Here is a 17,291-nt window from a genome sequence, read left to right on the forward strand (position 1 = left end):
CGCAGACGGTCAGAAGCGGTCGGGCGAGGGGGTTCCGTGTCCGTAGCGGATGACGACGTCGGCGTGACGGTCGAACCGGTAGCCGATTCCCCGCACCGTGCGGACGATGTCCTCGTAGCGTCCGAGCTTCGCGCGGAGACGACGCACGTGGACGTCGATCGTGCGTTCACCGGGGGTCTCGTCGTCCTGCGCCTGCCAGAGAGCAGAGACCAGCTCGCTGCGTTCGATCGTGCGGCCCTCGCGCAGCACGAGGTACTGCAGCAGCTCGAACTCCTTGTAGGTGAAGGCCGCGGACTCCCCGTCGATCAGGACGCGCTTGCGGGAGATGTCGACGGTGACGCCGCTCTCCTCTTCCGCCATGTCCTCTTCGGCAGCGGCCTTGGTGCGCGCGATGGCGCCCGGCTCCTGCAGGGCGAGGCGGACGACGTCGAGGTCGCGGCCGCCCGAGCCGTGCGGCGCGAGGGCGACCGTGGCGTGCGTCTCCGCACCCGGAGCGAGTTCGGCGAGGGTGCGTCGCAGGGCATCGACGAGCAACGGCAGGCTCACACCGGCTTCGGCGGCCTTGATCTCGTCGAGCCCCACGTAGAGCGCGAAGCCTCGCGGGGAGCGGACGGCGGGAAGGTCTGCGGTGGCGGAGGGCACCGGTGCGGCGGCCTCGGCACGAGTGCGGTTCGCGGCGGTGGTGGCGGGACGCTCGAGAAGTGCGGTGTTCGACATGATGATGAAGTCCTCAGGACGTGAGCCCGGATCGAGGGGGCTCTGATGCGTTGCATGAATGACCGGCGGAGCCGGGAAGCGAGCAGAGGGTGGATGCTCGGAGACACTGGCCTCGCAGTTCGCGAGGAATCAGGTCAGGCGGGGTGGCTGTTCGTTCAGCGACACATTCGGCAACACATGCCAACGCGACCGGGCATCATCATCCCGGCAGTCCTGTTCGCCTCCTGGGCGGACAAAGGGCTTGCGTTGGTGGTCATGGGGGGATTATGTCCGATCGTGACGCCCCATGTCAAAACGCCCGGGCGCTCCTGGCGGGCGTAACGTGGATCGAATGACGATCTCGCACACTGTCGGAGGCTTCATCCTGACCGACGAGAAGGACGCGTCCCGCTACACGCTCATGCGCGATGGAAAGCTCGTGAGCGTTCTCGACTACCGCGACGACGGTCACACGATCGCCCTCACCCGCGCGTTCACTATCCCGACTTTCCGCGGCAACGGCTACGCGGGCAAGGTCGTGGAGGGTGCGGTGGCCGACATCGAGGAGCGTGGCGACCGCACGGTGGACGCGGTGTGCTGGTACGTCGCCGATTGGTTCGCCGCGCACCCCGAGCACGCCCCCCTGCTGCGCTCGCGCTGACCGCCGTCGTTTCATGACGTCGTGTTACGGCGGGTTACCGACGGGGTGACGTCATGAACGGGTCGCGGCACGCCTCGGACGGAATGTCCGAGGGGGTTCGTACCGTGTGAGTATGCGAATCCTGCACACCTCCGACTGGCACATCGGCCGCACGTTCCATGGCAACTCGACCATGGACGCGCTGACCGAGGTGCTCGGGGCGCTGACCGAGCAGGTGCGCACGCACTCCGTCGACGTCGTGGTCGTCGCCGGAGACGTCTTCGACTCCGCGACGCCGTCCGGTCCCGCCTACTCGCTCCTCGGCGATGCGCTGGTGGCGCTGGAAGAGGCCGGGGCGCGAGTGATCGTCACGAGCGGAAACCATGACTCGGCCGCGCGGCTCGGTTTCCAGGCGCGGCTGCTCCGTGACGGCATCCACGTGCTGACCGATCCGCTCGCTGTCGGAGAGCCCATCACGATCGCAGATACCGATGGACCGGTTCATTTCTTCGGCATCCCCTACCTCGAGCCGGCCATCGTGCGTCAGCACTGGCCCGAGGGCGACAGTGTGGGCCGCCCGCTGCGCACCCAGGCGCAGACCATGGGGCATGCGATGGACCTCGTCCGTGCGGGCATGGACATGCACGAGGGCCGTGCGGTCGTCATCGCGCACTGCTTCGCCGCAGGAGTCGATGCCACCGCAGGCCTCGAGCGCGAGGTGCGTCAGGGTGGGCTCGATGTCGTGCCTCTCAGCGTGTTCGACGGCCCCGACTACGTGGCGCTCGGGCACATCCACGGTCGCCAGACGCTCAGCGAGCGCGTCCGCTACGCCGGGGCTCCGCTGCACTACAGCTTCGGCGAGCAGCACAAGGCGCGCGGTTCGTGGCTCGTCGACCTCGATGCCCACGGTCTCGCCGCCGTCGAGTGGCTCGAACTGCCCGTGCCGCGTCGTCTGGTCACGCTCACGGGAACGCTCGACGAGATCCTGGCGCCGGAGATGGTCGCCGAGCATGCGAACGAGTGGGTGTGCGCCGTGTACACCGATGCGCTGCCTCAGGCCGAGCCGATGCGGCGTCTGCGCGAGAGCTACCCCTGCTGCGCCATGGTGCAGCACCAGCCCGTGGCCGTCTCCGAGGCGGAGGAGAGGTCGTACTCGCAGCGACTCCGGACCGCGGTGACCGATGTCGACCGGATCGAGGCGTTCCTCGAGCACGTCCGGGCCGGGCACGGCGCCACGGATGCGGAGCGCGACCTGATCCGCGCGGTGCTCGACGAGCGCGTGCGCGCGGAAGCTCTCGTCTAGATGCGCCTCCATCGCCTGGAGATCGAGGGGTTCGGCCCTTTCCGGTCGCGGCAGATCGTGGATTTCGACGCTTTCGGCGACGATGGCATCTTCCTGATCGCCGGGCGTACCGGCGCCGGCAAGTCGAGCATCCTCGATGCCGTCTGCTTCGGTCTCTACGGTGGTGTGCCACGCTACGACGGGGGCGAGAAGCGGCTCCGCAGCGACCACTGCGAGCCCGATGATCCCTCCGAGGTCGTGGTCGAGTTCAGTACTCCGGCCGGTCGGTTCCGCGTGACGCGCTCGCCGGAGTACCTTCGTCCGGCCAAGCGCGGCGGGGGGCTGACGAAGCAGGCCGCAGCGGTGTCACTGGAGGAATGGACGGACGCGGGCTGGGTGGGGCGTGCCGCACGAGCCGTCGACGTCGCCGGCGACCTCGATGAGATCCTGCAGCTGAGCCGCGAGCAGTTCCTGCAGGTGATCCTCCTGGCGCAGAACCGCTTCTCCGAGTTCCTGCTGGCGGGGAGCAGGGATCGCCAGGCGCTGCTTCGCCGCCTCTTCGGCACTCAGCGATTCGAAGACGTGCAGGCCCGTTTCGACGAGCGGCGCCGCCAGGCGGAGCAGACGCTCGGTGCGCGGCTCGCCACCGTCGACGCTCGTGTCGGTGAGGCCGAACGTCTGGTGGACACCGCGGGCCTCTCGGGCGATGCCGACGACGGCACGGCCCCCACGGCGGCGGGGGAGCAGCCGACGGCATCACTGACGATCGATGAGCGTCTCGACGCCCTTCGCCGAGCCCAGGCGCGAGCCGACTACCGTGCCGAGCGGCGGGCCTCCGAACAGGCCGACGCCGAGAAGCGATCGGCCGAGGCCGATGCGGCGCTGGCGACGACGCGTGAGGAGCAGCGCGCACAGCAGGAACGCGACCGTGCACGTGCGGCACTCGCCCGTCTCGAAGCGGATGCGCCGCTGATCGACGAGGCGCGTGCCGAGCTCACGGCTGCGCGTGCTGCCGAGGCGCTGCGCTCGACGATCGCTGCGGCATCACGGGCTCACGAGCTGGTCGACGCTGCCGCGACGGCCGAGGAGCGCGCTCGCGCGGAATGGGACGCCTTCGAGTTCGACGTCGACGGAGACCTCGAGGCGTGGGTGACGGCGCGTACCAAGGAGACCGGGTCCTGGGAGCGGGCGCGTGAGCTCGAGGAACAGGCACCGGCCCTCGACGAAGAACTGCGGATCGCGGTCGCCGCCGTCGACGCAGCGACCGCACGCATCGAGGCCGGGGAAGCGGAGCGCGCCTCGTTGCCCGACGCGGTGGCCGCGCTGAAGGCGGAGCGAGACCAGACCCGGCGCATCGCCGATCGTGCGGACGACCTGAGGATCGCGCAGGAGTCGGCGGACGTACGTGTCGAGGCGGCGAGGGCAGCCCGACGACTCCAGGCCGACCAAGCGGCGACAGAGCGCGATCTCACCGCTGCCACCACCGAGCACGCCGCTGCGCAGACCGCGCTCGCGAAGCTTCGACAGCGTCGCACCGACGGGATGGCCGGCGAGCTGGCGTCGAGTCTCCGTCCTGACGACCCCTGCCCGGTCTGCGGCTCTGTCGAGCATCCGAGCCTCGCCACGCACTCCGATCCCGTGTCGCCCGACGACATCGCCGACGCCGAGCTCATTCGTGACGCCGCGGCAGAGCGGGAGCGGGAACTCATGTCGGCCGCATCGAGCGTGCAGGCCGAGTTGGCCGCGGTCCTGGCTCGCGCCGACGGAAGGAGCGTCGAGCAGGCCGAGAGGGAGCACGCCGAGGCGACGGCGGCGTACACACGCAGCCTGAGCGCCGTGGAGGAGTTGGAGGCGCTCGACGCGAAACTGGCGACACTGACGGCGCGTGTCGAACGGCTCGAGGCCGAGAAGGCGGCAGACGCGGCGGCCCTCGCTCAGGCGCGAGAAGACCACGCCCTGCTGCGGCAGCGGGAGGCTCAGGCGCGCGAGTCGATCGCCGAGGCTCGGGGCGACTTCGACACGGTCGCCGCCCGGCTCGCGGACACGGCGACCGCGATCGCCGCCGCCCGTGCTCTCGCTGCGGCGGTCGCGGAACACCGCCGCAGGTCCGAGGCGCTCGTCGCGGCGGAATCCGAGCGAGACACGGCCCTCGCCGACTCGCCTTTCAGTGACGCGGCGGCCGCGGAGGAGGCGCTTCGCTCGTCGGCGGCACAAGAGGCCCTCGACGCCCGGATCGCGCAGCATGCCGTCCAGCGCGAGAAAGAGCGCGGGATCCTGTTCGATCTGGAACTGCGCACGCTCCCCGAAGAGCCCATCGACCTGGAACCGGCCGAGCAGGCGGCGGAAGCCGCCCGGGCGCTCTGGAAGGGCGCGGTCGATGAGGCGGCCCGGGCTGCAGGTGTCGCCGAGCGACTCGAAGGGTTGATCGAGTCGGCTGCCGCGGAGCATGCGAGGACGACCGCGGAGGCGTCCGAATTCGAGCTGCTGCAGAATCTCGCAGACACGATCGCCGGGCGCGGAGCGAACACGCACAAGATGACGCTCGAGACCTTCGTCCTCGCCGCCGAACTCGAAGAGATCGTCGAAGCGGCGAACCGGCGGTTGCACGACATGTCGACGGGGCGCTATCAGCTGCGGCATTCGGATGCGCTCGCCGCACGAGGCGCCGCTTCCGGTCTCGGCATCGTGGTCTTCGACGCGTTCACCGGACAGTCCAGGCCGCCGCAGTCCCTCTCGGGTGGTGAGACGTTCCTCACCTCGCTCGCGCTCGCGCTCGGCCTCGCCGAAGTCGTCACCGCGCGAGCCGGCGGCATCCGCTTGGACACGCTCTTCATCGACGAGGGATTCGGCTCGCTCGACGGAGACACTCTCGATGTCGCCATGCGTACCCTCGACGAACTACGACAGGGCGGCAGGACCGTCGGGGTGATCAGCCACGTCGAGGCCATGCAGGAGCAGATCCCGGCGCAGCTCACGGTGCGGGCGTTGCCGAACGGTCCCAGCATGATCGAGCCTCGCTGAGGTGGTGCCCGCACGGCGCCGCGGTTTCACACGCCGTATTCGGCGAGGATGAACTCGCGCAGCTGCACACTGCAGCGCGCGACGGCTTCGCGCCAGTCCGTGAGAGCGCCGTCTTCGGCCTGATCGGAGATGGCCCGGAACACGCGGATCGGGACCTCGAACCGCCCCGCCACCCAGATGTACGCATAGGTCTCCATGTCGACCAGAACCGCGCCCGACGGGCGGATCACGGCGGTGATCTCCGCGTCCTCGACGAAGTGGTCGCCGGTCGCGATCAGCACGCCCTCCTTCCCGGTCGACACCTTCGTGGGAAGGGAAACGTGCTGCCCGGAGATTCCGTCGAGATCGGTGACGTCGTGCTGGAATGCCGTGCCGACCTCGTGCACCCTCGACTCGAGGTCGGGGTCGATCGCCCCGGCGGTGCCCACCACGACGATCTCGTCGTAGTCGTTCGCATCGAGGGCACGGGTGAGTGCGTACGTCGCCTGCAACTTGCCGGGGCCGGTGATGAGCCGATCGAAGCCCTCGAGCTCCTCCGGGAACGCGGACAGTTCGGAGGCGAGCGCGGCGACGAGGAGTTTCACTGCCCCATTCTCTCAGGTCACCGCGAACAGAACCTGACGAGCGACGCGGCGTCACCCGGGTGTAACACGGAGGGGCGATACTGATTCGAGGAACAGAGCGGAGGATCACATGTCGTTGCAGCAGCAGATCTCGGAGGACCTCGGCGTCCGGCCCGAGATCGATCCCGAAGCCGAGGTCGAACGTCGAGTCGCGTTCCTCGTCGAGTACCTCCGCACGACGGGCGCGAAGGGTTACGTACTCGGGATCTCGGGCGGGCAGGACTCGACCCTCGCCGGGCGTCTGGCGCAGCTCGCGGTCGAGAGGGTGCGGTCCGAGGGGGGCGAGGCGAAGTTCCTGGCCGTGCGCCTGCCGTACCGCGTCCAGCACGATGCGGCGGACGCTGAGGCAGCACTCGACTTCATCGCTCCGGATTCTTCGGTCGAGGTCAACATCCAGAACGGCGTCGACGGTGTGGAGGAAGACATCGAGTTCGCGGTCACGAGTGACATCAGCGACTTCAACCGCGGCAACATCAAGGCACGCGTGCGCATGGTCACCCAGTACGCACTCGCCGGGCACGACGGCCTGCTCGTCATCGGCACGGATCATGCTGCCGAAGCGGTGACGGGTTTCTTCACGAAGTTCGGTGACGGCGCGGCCGACATCCTTCCGTTGTCCGGTCTCAGCAAACGGCAGGGGCGTTCGCTGCTGCAGTTCCTCGATGCCCCGGATCGACTTGCGTTCAAGGTGCCCACCGCCGATCTTCTCGATGGGCAACCCGGCCGGGCCGACGAGGAAGAACTCGGGCTCACGTACGAGCAGATCGACGACTTCCTCGAAGGACGGTCGGTGGATCCCGACGTCGCCGGCCGCATCGAGGCGCGATACCTCGCGACGCAGCACAAGAGACACCTGCCGGTGACCCCGGACGACACCTGGTGGCGGTGATCGCAGTCCGCTTCTGAGGGCGTCCCGCTTCGCCCGTGTCGGATGCCGCGGATAGTGTCGAAGCATCCGACAGAACGGGAGCATCGTGCGGATCGACACTCAGGCGCAGCGCGTCATCTGGAGCGCGAGCGACCTCAAGGCGGCCGCGGAATGCGAGTTCGCGTGGTGTCGGGCGATCGACGCGAAGCTGGGCCGGGTGCCGGCCGTCGAAGAGCCGGAGGACGCGACGCTGAAGCGCGCCGCGGAGCTCGGTGACGTCCACGAGCAGAACGTGCTCGCCCGCTACATCGACGACCTCGGCGACGAGAACGTGCATCGCATCGAGAAGGTGTCCTCGGTCGATGCGGAGGCGTTGGCCGCGGCGATCGACGAGACCGTGCGGGCGCTGTGGTCCGAGGCGCTGGTCGTCTTCCAGGCGGCGTTCGCGACTGAGGAGTTCGTCGGGTTCGCTGATTTCCTGCGCAAGGACGACGAGGGGCGGTGGCGTGTCCAGGACTCGAAGCTGGCGCGCAAGGCTCGCGTGACGGCGCTCATGCAGCTCGCGGCATATGCCGATCAGCTCGACCGGCTCGGCATCCCGCGCTCCGATGAGGTCGATCTCATCCTCGGCGACGGCACCCTCAGCACGCATGCCGTCGACGACCTGCTCCCGCTGTTCCAGGTGCGTCGAGCCCGGCTTCGTGCACTCATCGCCGATCGTCGTGTCGCCGACGGTGCGACGGGAACTCCTCTCGCCTGGGGCGATGATCGCGGTGACCTCCAGATCGTGGCCTGCGGCCGGTGCGCGACCTGTGAGGAGCAGGTGCTCGCGCATCGAGACCTCCTGATGGTCGCGCGGATGCGACCGGTGCAGCGGGCGCGACTGCGGGCAGCCGGTGTCGAGACGATCGACGCCCTCGCCGCCGCGGTCCATGCTCCGGCGGGAATGAACACCGACACGTTCGAGAATCTTCGCGCTCAAGCCCGTCTGCAGCTGCGCGCGGATGCAGAGGGCGAGCCGACGTACGACGTGCACTACGCGCAAGCGATCCATACGCTTCCCCTGCCGAGCCACGGCGACATCTTCTTCGACTTCGAGGGGGATCCGCTCTACACCGAGCCCGCAGCCGACGGGGAGGCGCAGTGGGGGATCGATTACCTCTTCGGCTGGGTAGACAACGCGGACCAGTACTCGGCACTGTGGGCGCACACCTTCGCCGACGAGAAGCGGGCGCTCGAGTCCTTCCTCGACTTCGTCACCCTGCGCCGGGCGGCGCATCCCGGTATGCACATCTATCATTACGCCCCGTACGAGACGTCGCATCTGGTGGCGATGGCCGCGCGACACGGCGTGCGCGAAGGAGAGGTCGACCGGCTGCTGCGAGAAGGGGTGTTCGTCGATCTGTACCCGCTGGTGCTGCGCACCGTGCGGGTGGGATCCCGCTCGTACTCGATCAAGAAGCTCGAACCGCTCTACATGGGTGAAGACGTGCGCACGAGCGACGTGCAGAAGGGCGACGACTCGATCGTTCAGTACGTCGCGGCGCGCGAGCTCGCGGCGGCCGGGAACCAGAGTGAGGCGGAGGTGGTCCTCGCCGACCTCGCCGACTACAACCGCTACGACTGCGTGTCCACGCGAAGGCTGCGCAACTGGCTCATCGACATCGCACGGCAGAAGGGCGTCACACCGGCGCCGCCGGACGCCGCCGACGAGGTCATTTACGAGCCGTCGCCCCGCTCCGTCGCGCTCCTTGCCGACGCGGAGCAGGCCGTGGAGGCCGGGGGCGACGGACTCGTCCATCGCATCGCGGCCGCGGCGATCGACTACTTCCCTCGCGAGGCTAAGAGCTTCTGGGTGTCGCATTTCCAGCGGCTGCGGGAGCCGGTGACGATGTGGGACGGCACGCGAGACGTGGTGCGGGTCGATCGTCCCTCGTCTTCCGTCCGACGGGACTGGAGTATCGGGGAAGGGCGCAGGGTGATGTCCCGCGACATCGAGATCCGGGGAGAGGTGTCACCGGGAACGACCCTCGGCGCGGGTTCGCAACCGTTCGCCCTGTACGAGGTGCCGGCGCCCTTCGATACCGAAGTGCCGTCCCGAGCAGTCCACGTGCCGCACACCGTCACGGTGGCCGAAGTGCTCGACGACGGTTACCTCGTCACCGAATCGGCGGTGCAGGGCCAGACCTGGGACGAGCTTCCCCTCGCACTCACCCCCGCCGCGCCGCCGCGGGTCGTCTCCCTGCAAGGGGCGATCGACGAGTGGGCCGATGCCGTGCACGTTGCGGCCCCGGGCTACCCGCATGATGCCGCGACCGACATCCTGCGTCGTATCCCTCCGCGCACGACGTCAGGGGATGCGCTCCCACCCGCAGACGACGACGTCATCGACGCGATCGTGCGCGGCGTGCTCGACCTCGACCACAGCTATCTCGCCGTGCAGGGGCCTCCCGGAACGGGTAAGACGTACACCGGGTCTCGTGTGATCGCACGTCTCGTGAACGAGCACGGTTTCAAGGTCGGCGTGGTCGCGCAGTCGCACGCTATCATCGAGACGCTGCTGGCGCGGATCGTGTCCGACGGCGTCTCGCCCTCTCAGGTGGCGAAAGCGCCGAAGGATCCCGACGCCGAACCGCCGTACACCGCGATTCCGAAGAACGGCATGGCAGCCTTCCTCGCGGAGCACATCGGGGAGGGTGCGGTCGTCGGTGGCACGGCATGGGACTTCAGCAACACCCAGCGCGTCGACAGGGAGGGACTCGATCTGCTCGTGATCGACGAGGCCGGACAATTCTCGCTCGCCTCGACCATCGCCGTCGCCGCCGGTGCGAAACGGCTCCTGCTGCTCGGTGATCCGCAGCAGCTCCCGCAGGTGAGCCAGGGCGCTCATCCCGAGCCGGTGGACACGTCCGCTCTCGGGTGGGTGATGGACGGCGATCCGGTGGTCCGGCCGGAGTACGGCTACTTCCTCGCGCGATCGTGGCGCATGCACCCGGCGGTGGCGGCTCCGGTGTCGAAGCTCGCATACGCAGGACAGCTCGCCTCGGCGCCCGGCACGGAACTCCGCACTCTCGACGGTGTGGAGCCCGGACTGCACGTGGTTCCGCTCCGGCACCGGGGGAACGCCACCGCGTCAGCGGAGGAGGCCGCCGAAGTCGTGCGGCTGGTCGACGATCTGATCGGTCGGACTTTCACCGACAACGACCCGAATACCTCGGCGCGTCCGCTGAGGCAGTCCGACATCATCGTCGTCACGCCCTACAACGCGCAGCGCCAGCTGGTGCTCGATGCGCTGGCCGATGCAGGCTTCCCGGATGTTCCGGTGGGGACGGTCGACAACTTCCAGGGCAAGGAGGCGGTGGTGTCGATCACCTCGCTGGCTGCGTCGAGCGGTCGGGATGCGCCTCGGGGGCCGGAGTTCCTGCTGCTGCAGAATCGTCTCAACGTGGCGATCTCCCGCGCTCAGGTCGTCGCCTACCTCATCCACTCCCCGGCCCTCCTCGACGATCTGCCGTACACGCCCGAGGGAGTCGCTCGTCTCAGTGCCTTCGCGCGTCTCGTGGGTGCGGCGGAGTGAGCGTCCACACCACGGAGGACATCCTCCGGGCTTCCGCTGCGTGGGTGTGGTTCCCCCGCGACAGCGATCAGGTGCACGAGGAACTGCAACTCGTGCGGTACCCGGCGCGCTTCGGCGGCGGGGTTCGTGCATCGCAGGTCCGCTCGTCTGTCGATGCCTCTTCGGTGCTCGATCACGCGATCGCGCACACCCGCGGCTGGGGCGAGGCGCAGCTGACGTTCTGGACCAACCCCTCGGATTCGCCCGATCTCGAAGACGAGCTGCGTCGGCGCGGCGCTGAGCACATCGACACCGTCGCCGTCCTCGCGCGCGCCATCGATGAACTCGTCGTCGACGTCCCCGGGGAGGCGTCGGCGGAGATCGTGCGCACGCTCGAACAGGTGCGGGAGGTCGACGCGATCAACGTGCCGGTCTGGGCGCAGGAACCGCTCGACGAGGAGGAGATCCGCATCGAGAAGGATGAGGTCGTCGCAGGGCTGAAGACGGGGCGCGATGTGCGCGTCCTCGGTCGGCTGGAGGGACGGTCTGTGAGCACCGGCGGATGCACGATCGTCGACGGCTTCGCACGGTTGTGGGGAGCGGCGACATTACCGGATGCGCGTGGTCGTGGTGCGTATCGGGCTGTCCTCGCCGAGCGGTTGCGCGCTGCCGCCGAGCAGGGCGCGGCGACCGCCCTCGTGAAGGGCCGCGTCGCCACGTCCGCACCGATCCTCAGTCGTGTGGGCTTCCGATATTTCGGCGACGAGCGCGCCTATCGACTCACCCTCGCAGACTGATATCGGTCAGACCGTGCCGTAGAGGCGATCGCCGGCGTCGCCGAGTCCGGGGACGATGTAGCCCTTTTCGTCGAGGCGCTCGTCGAGCGCGCCGAGCACGAGGGTCACGTCGCGGTCGCCCGCCATCGCCTCGATCGCGGCGACACCTTCGGGAGTGCCGAGCAGGCAGATCGCCGTGACGTCCTTCGCCCCGCGGTCGAACAGGAACTGGATCGCCGCCGCGAGCGATCCGCCGGTGGCGAGCATCGGGTCGATGGCGAAGCACTGGCGGTCGCTCAGGTCGTCGGGGAGACGCTCGGCGTACGTGGTCGGCTCGAAGGTCGTCTCGTCGCGCACCATTCCGAGGAACCCGACCTCTGCGGTCGGGAGCAGCTTGACCAGACCTTCCAGCATCCCGAGGCCCGCGCGGAGGATCGGCACCACGATGGGACGCGGCTCCGAGATCTTGACGCCCGTGGTCGTCGTCACAGGGGTGGTGATCTCGATCGGGCTGACCTTCACGTTGCGGGTCGCCTCGTACGCGAGCAGGGTCACGAGTTCTTCCGTGAGCTGGCGGAACACCGGCGACGGGGTGCGCGCGTCGCGCAGCACCGAGAGCTTGTGAGTGACGAGAGGGTGGTCGGCGACGTGAACACGCATGGATACAGGGTAATGCGCCAAGGAGCCCGGCACGACATCCGGGCCCGGTGACCTGGGTGCGGCTGTCGTAGGCTCGACGCATGACCGCCGCCGACGACCTCGCGATGCAGCGGGCGCTCGCGCTTGCGGACGAGGCGGCGGCAGCGGCGGAGATCCCGGTCGGAGCGGTGATCCTCGACCGTGACGGGAACATCGTCGCCGAGGGGCGAAACACCCGCGAGGCCACGAACGATCCGACCGGTCATGCCGAAGTGGAGGCCTTGCGTCGTGCGGCGGCATCCGTCGGCTCGTGGAACCTCGAGGGGCACACCCTCGTGGTCACCCTCGAGCCGTGCATCATGTGTGCGGGGGCGATTCTGCAGGCGCGCATCGGGCGCGTGGTCTTCGGCGCCTGGGACGAGAAGGCGGGCGCGGCCGGCTCCATGTACGACGTCCTGCGCGACCGGAGGCTCCCGTACCGCGCCGAGGTGATCGGCGGTGTGCAGGCGGACGCGGTGGCGTCGCAATTGCGCACCTTCTTCGAGAAGCGGCGCTGAGCACTCGCTGCCCGTCCGGGCTCAGCGCTCAGTCGGAGGACTTCAGCACGAAGACGTCGGTCGACGGCTCGGGATCGATCGCGGGGCGATACACGTCCGGCTCGATGTAGACGATGCGAGCGACCGGAACGGCCTCGCGGATGCGCGCCTCGATCGCGTTGATGTCGTCGGCGGCTTCCCGCAACGGCTTGTCGGCGTTGAGGGCGATCTTCGCAGCGACCATCAGCTCGTCCGGTCCGAGGTAGAGAGTCTTCATGTGGATGATCTTCTCGATCTCGTCGCCCGCGTTGATGGCATCGACGATGCGGTCGTGATCGGCGGCCGTCGCCCCTTCGCCGACCAGCAGGCTCTTCGTCTCGACGCCCAGCACGATCGCGATCAGCACCAGCAGCACACCGATCATCACGGTCCCGAGGGCGTCGAACACCGGGTTTCCGGTGAGGAGCGTGAGCCCGACGCCGAGCAGCGCGAACGTGAGGCCGGTCAGCGCACCGACGTCTTCAAGCAGTACGACGGGGAGTTCGGGAGCCTTCGAACGACGCACGAAGGAGACCCACGACTGCCCCTTCTCCCGCACGATGTTGCTCTCACGCACCGCGGTGCGCAGCGAGAACGACTCGAGCCCGATCGCGATGAAGAGGACGACCAGCGGCAACCACCACCAGGTCCTGTCGAGCTCGTGGGGGTTGGTGAGCTTCTCGACGCCCTCGTAGATCGCGAACAGTCCACCGACGGAGAAGAGGATGATCGACACGACGAAGGCGTACACATAGCGCTCCCGGCCATAGCCGAAGGGGTGTGCACGGTCTGCTTCGCGACGTGCCTTGCGTCCGCCGAGCATGAGCAGGAGCTGGTTGCCGGAATCGGCGACCGAGTGGATGGCCTCCGCGAGCATCGAGGCGGAACCGGACAGCGCCCAGGCGACGAACTTCGCGAGCGCGATGCCCAGGTTCGCCAGGAACGCCGCGACGATGGCCTTGTTGCCTCCGGATGCACTCATGGGACGAGTCTAGAACCGCCCACCGGAGGATGCGGGGAGTGCCCGCCGTAGGATGACGACATGGCTGACTCGCTTCCTTCCCTCGCTTTCCTCGGTGCCGGCTCGATGGGCGGTGCGATCCTGCGCGGAGTGGTCGCGTCGGGCATCCGGATCGACGGCGGGATCACCGCGACGAACCGCACCGCGGAGAAGGCGGAGGCGTTCGAAGGGCTCGAAGGCGTCACCAGCATCGCACTCGCGGAGCGGCCGGACGGCAACGTCGAGGCCGCTGCGGGCGCGCGCATCGTCCTGGTCGGCGTCAAGCCGGCGATGGTGCCCGACCTGCTGCGCGAGATCGCCCCGCACCTCGCCGCCGACGCGATCGTGGTGAGTGTCGCCGCCGGTGTCACGCTGCAGACCTTCGCCGATGTGCTCGGCCCCGATGCCCGCGTGATCCGGTCGATGCCGAACACTCCGTCGACGGTGCGCAAGGGAGTCACCGGTCTCGCCGCAGGGGCCGCCGCGACCGCGGACGATCTGTCGCTCGTGCGTCGTCTGTTCGAGACCGTCGGCGCGGTCGTCGAGGTGCCGGAGTCTCAGATCGACGCGCTGTCGACGATCTCGGGATCGGGTCCGGCCTACGTGTATCTGCTGATCGAGGAGTTCACGAAGGCAGCCGTCGGCATGGGCTTCGAGGATGCCGACGCCAGGCTGATGGTGGAGCAGACGTTCATCGGCGCGACCGCACTGCTCGACGCCTCGGGAGAGGACCCTGCCGAGCTGCGTCGCCGCGTCACGAGTCCGAAGGGGACGACGGAGCGGGCTGTCTCGGTGCTGCAGGACGCGCACCTCGAACGCACTTTCTCCGATGCCGCTGCCGCCGCACTCGCGCGGGCGAAGGAACTCGCCGCCGGAGCCTGAACCATGCGGCTGCGTATCGAGGGACCGATCTGGTACTGGCGCGGACCCGCCCCGTTCCATTTCGTCACCGTGCCGCCGACCGAGAGCGAGATGATCCGCGATGTCGCCTCGGTCGTGACATACGGGTGGGGCATGATCCCGGCCACCGTCACGATCGGTTCCACCACGGTCACGACCGCCCTGTGGCCGAAGGACGGCAAATACATCGTTCCGATCAAGAAGACGCTCCAGGACCACGAGCGGCTCGGCGTCGATGACGTCGTGGATCTCGTCCTCGATATCGACGCATGAGGGCCGACGGCTGCGGCTAGCTCTCGCTGGCGACCTCGGCGAGCACTTCGGGCCAGCGTCGGTTGAGGATGCTGCCTCCGAGCACCGTCCCACCCCACAGGGCGAGCGCACCGAGCACGACACCGCACGCGAGGCTGACCCAGCCCAGCGCAGGATTCCAGATCCCCGCGATCGCGAACCCGAGGGCGGGTGCGCCGACGAGCAGCGTGATCGGTCCGATGATGATCATCGCGAGAAGCGACTGCACGCCACCGGAGGAGCCGCGACCGAGCGGGTTGGCCTCGGGCGCGGGAGCGCGACCCGGGAGGAAGCTGCCCACCCAGGCGCCTGCGCCGGCCGAGATCGCCGTCAGTCCGAGCGCCGCCCCGAGGCTGCCGGGCAGCAGGTCCATCCGGCCGGCGAGCAGGCAGGTGGCGACGCACAGCACGAGGGTCAGGGGCACGGCGATCAGCCCGAATCCGAGCAATCGTCCCGCCCGATCGGCGGCGCCGCGGACGCCGCCCAGGATGTGGGCGGCGATCGCGTCGTTGTCGTAGGCGATCGCCATCTGGATGATGGTGCCGGTGAGGAGCGCGTTGATCGTCGGGATCAGCGTGAGTGCGGGCCCGAATCCGACGGACTCGTCCTGCAGTCCGTTCATGAGCGCGAGCCCGATGAAGATCGCGGGCAGGAGCAGCATCATCACGACGTTCACGACCTGTCGAGGGTCGCGGCGGAAATATCGCAGTGTGCGTGCGGCGATGGCGCCGGTCGGAGTGGCCGGCAGGACCCGGTCCAGCAGACCACCGGAGCGCACACGTCCTCCGCCGCTGTTCTGGATCGGAGCGACGAGGCGTGCGGCGAGCAGCCCCCGTGCCGCGAACCACAGGGCGATGACCGTCGCCAGGGCGATGAGCAGGCGGAGTGCTGCAGAGAGGTAATCGCCCTGCGCGACCGACGCGGAGACGCCGAACACCGCACCGATGGGCGTCCAGCCGACGATGTCGGTGACGGCGGTGAACGCCCCGCCGATGTCGTTCACCCGGAACAGCGCACCCATGCCGAGGTTGAGCAGCAGGCCGGAGGAGGCGACGAGCAGCACCCCCAGGATCACGACGAGGTCGCGCGTGCCACGGCGGGCCAACCACCCGGCGAGGACCCCGCTCACCACACGGGCGCCCAGCACACACGTCACGACGGCGACGGGTGCGAGGATCAGAGCGCTGAGCAGTGCCGGAAGGCTGATCGACCAGCCGAGGAGCATGAGCAGCAGTGCCGTGATCGTGCCGAGGCCCCCGATGGTCGTCGCGCCGGCGACGACCAGTCCGGGCAGCAGGGCGCCGGCGGTGAGGGGGAGCAGAGCGAATCGCTCGGGGGCCAGCGAATCATCGCCGCTCACCAGGATCGACCCGACCCACCACCCGACGACCAGCACAGTGCCGGCGAGGACCATGACGGTGACCGCGGCCTCGGGGGCGGCGAAGCGCAGCGCCACGAGTCCCGCCGTCAGACCCGCGAGCATGCCCAGGGCGATCATCCCGGTGAGGACCAGGGTCACGATCATCCAGGGGTTGCGCGAGAGCTGGTGGCCCAGCTGCCGCCAGCGCAGGCTTACGAGGAGCGCAACCACGCGAGTGTCTCCGTCCCGAGATCGTGTGCGCCCACCAGGGCCAGGAACCGCTGCTGAAGCGTGAGACCGGCGCGCACCTCATCCAGCGTGCCGTGCGCGAGCAGACGACCCTCCGCGACGATGGCGACCCGGTCGCACATCGACTCGACGAGCTCCATCACGTGGCTGGAGAGCACCACCGTGCCGCCGCCGTCGACGAACGCGCGCAGGATCTGGCGGATCGTCTCGCCCGACACAGGATCGACCGCCTCGAGGGGCTCGTCCAGGATCAGGAGTCGCGGCGCATGGATCAGGGCGCACGCGAGGCCGATCTTCTTGCGCATGCCCGCCGAGTAGTCCACGACGAGGCGATCACGCGCATCGGTGAGGCCGAGGGCGGCGAGGAGCTCTTCGGTGCGCGATGCCACGTCAGCCTCGGGCATGCCTCGCAGCAGGCCCGTGTACCGCAGCAGCTCTGCGCCGGAGAGCCGGTCGAGCATGCGGATGCCGTCGGGGAGCACGCCCATGCGCGCCTTGGCTTCGGCGGGGTTCTGCCACACATCCGCACCGAGCACCCACGCGTTCCCGGCGTCCGGACGCAACAGTCCGGTCGCCATGGCGAGGGTCGTGGTCTTGCCCGCGCCGTTCGGTCCGAGGAGTCCGAGCATCGATCCGGCCGGCACGTCGAGGGAGAGGTTGTCGACGGCGACCTTCGGCCCGAACTGCTTGTGGAGCCCGCGGAGGGCGAGGACGGGTGGGGCCGTTGTGTGGTCGGTCATGCCCTCCATCCCACCACGGACGGGTCGTCTGCGCGTCCGCCCTGAGGGGGAGTCGTGGAACCGGGGTGGGTCCCG

At 68.9% G+C, this 17,291-nt stretch carries 15 protein-coding genes; 9 read left to right on the forward strand and 6 right to left on the reverse strand.

The window, feature by feature from the left end; translation table 11 throughout:
- Positions 1-9 precede the first annotated feature (9 nt).
- On the reverse strand, positions 10-717 hold the full coding sequence (locus tag LRQ07_RS03560; RefSeq protein WP_256535851.1) for a winged helix-turn-helix domain-containing protein: 708 nt from the start codon (positions 715-717) through the stop codon (positions 10-12).
- Positions 718-1,048: 331 nt separating this feature from the next.
- Between LRQ07_RS03560 and LRQ07_RS03565 the strand changes: the two genes are divergently transcribed.
- From LRQ07_RS03565 to LRQ07_RS03575, 3 genes are all read left to right on the forward strand, one after another.
- The gene (locus LRQ07_RS03565; protein WP_047520540.1) at positions 1,049-1,357 is read left to right on the forward strand and encodes a GNAT family N-acetyltransferase; all 309 of its coding nucleotides are present in this window, start codon (positions 1,049-1,051) and stop codon (positions 1,355-1,357) included.
- A 112-nt stretch (positions 1,358-1,469) separates the two neighbouring features.
- A complete protein-coding gene (locus LRQ07_RS03570) occupies positions 1,470-2,639 on the forward strand; it encodes an exonuclease SbcCD subunit D (RefSeq protein ID WP_256535852.1) in 1,170 nt (389 codons plus the stop codon).
- Positions 2,640-5,639 carry an AAA family ATPase gene (locus LRQ07_RS03575; RefSeq protein ID WP_256535853.1) on the forward strand — a complete coding sequence of 1,000 codons (3,000 nt, stop codon included), beginning with the start codon at positions 2,640-2,642 and terminating at the stop codon, positions 5,637-5,639.
- Between the two features lie 26 nt (positions 5,640-5,665).
- Here LRQ07_RS03575 and LRQ07_RS03580 read toward each other — a convergent pair whose 3' ends face one another.
- Positions 5,666-6,223, reverse strand: coding sequence for a nucleoside phosphorylase (locus LRQ07_RS03580; RefSeq protein WP_153243591.1), 558 nt, complete (start codon positions 6,221-6,223; stop codon positions 5,666-5,668).
- Between the two features lie 109 nt (positions 6,224-6,332).
- Between LRQ07_RS03580 and nadE the strand changes: the two genes are divergently transcribed.
- The 3 genes from nadE to LRQ07_RS03595 all read left to right on the forward strand — a co-directional run bounded on the left by nadE (position 6,333) and on the right by LRQ07_RS03595 (position 11,483).
- Positions 6,333-7,151 (forward strand): ammonia-dependent NAD(+) synthetase, encoded by an 819-nt coding sequence (nadE, locus tag LRQ07_RS03585; RefSeq protein WP_047520547.1) that lies wholly within the window; start codon positions 6,333-6,335, stop codon positions 7,149-7,151.
- Positions 7,152-7,236: 85 nt separating this feature from the next.
- Positions 7,237-10,707, forward strand: a complete 3,471-nt coding sequence (locus LRQ07_RS03590; protein WP_256535854.1) for a TM0106 family RecB-like putative nuclease — start codon at positions 7,237-7,239, stop codon at positions 10,705-10,707.
- Positions 10,704-11,483: a hypothetical protein gene (locus tag LRQ07_RS03595; protein WP_256535855.1), complete on the forward strand. Its 780-nt coding sequence runs from the start codon at positions 10,704-10,706 to the stop codon at positions 11,481-11,483. Before LRQ07_RS03590 ends, LRQ07_RS03595 begins: the two co-directional genes overlap by 4 nt.
- Positions 11,484-11,489: 6 nt before the next feature.
- Here the strand turns inward: LRQ07_RS03595 and upp are convergent, their stop codons facing one another.
- On the reverse strand, positions 11,490-12,122 hold the full coding sequence (gene upp, locus LRQ07_RS03600; RefSeq protein ID WP_047520553.1) for a uracil phosphoribosyltransferase: 633 nt from the start codon (positions 12,120-12,122) through the stop codon (positions 11,490-11,492).
- Between the two features lie 80 nt (positions 12,123-12,202).
- On the opposite strand from upp, the gene tadA reads away from it, so the two are divergent.
- Positions 12,203-12,658, forward strand: coding sequence for a tRNA adenosine(34) deaminase TadA (gene tadA, locus LRQ07_RS03605; protein ID WP_256535856.1), 456 nt, complete (start codon positions 12,203-12,205; stop codon positions 12,656-12,658).
- Between the two features lie 28 nt (positions 12,659-12,686).
- Here the strand turns inward: tadA and LRQ07_RS03610 are convergent, their stop codons facing one another.
- Positions 12,687-13,658, reverse strand: coding sequence for a cation diffusion facilitator family transporter (locus tag LRQ07_RS03610; RefSeq protein ID WP_047520558.1), 972 nt, complete (start codon positions 13,656-13,658; stop codon positions 12,687-12,689).
- Positions 13,659-13,718: 60 nt separating this feature from the next.
- Between LRQ07_RS03610 and proC the strand changes: the two genes are divergently transcribed.
- Positions 13,719-14,558, forward strand: coding sequence for a pyrroline-5-carboxylate reductase (proC, locus tag LRQ07_RS03615; protein WP_256535857.1), 840 nt, complete (start codon positions 13,719-13,721; stop codon positions 14,556-14,558).
- 3 nt (positions 14,559-14,561) lie between these two features.
- Positions 14,562-14,849, forward strand: a complete 288-nt coding sequence (locus LRQ07_RS03620; RefSeq protein WP_256535858.1) for a DUF1905 domain-containing protein — start codon at positions 14,562-14,564, stop codon at positions 14,847-14,849.
- Between the two features lie 16 nt (positions 14,850-14,865).
- Here the strand turns inward: LRQ07_RS03620 and LRQ07_RS03625 are convergent, their stop codons facing one another.
- Positions 14,866-16,458, reverse strand: a complete 1,593-nt coding sequence (locus tag LRQ07_RS03625) for a hypothetical protein (protein ID WP_256535859.1) — start codon at positions 16,456-16,458, stop codon at positions 14,866-14,868.
- Entirely contained in the window at positions 16,440-17,216 is a 777-nt protein-coding gene (locus tag LRQ07_RS03630) for an ABC transporter ATP-binding protein (protein ID WP_153243596.1), read from the reverse strand. Before LRQ07_RS03630 ends, LRQ07_RS03625 begins: the two co-directional genes overlap by 19 nt.
- Positions 17,217-17,291: the final 75 nt, after the last annotated feature.

Origin of the sequence: Microbacterium sp. J1-1 (assembly GCF_024498615.1) — a bacterium.
Taxonomy (GTDB): Bacteria; Actinomycetota; Actinomycetes; order Actinomycetales; family Microbacteriaceae; genus Microbacterium; species Microbacterium aurugineum.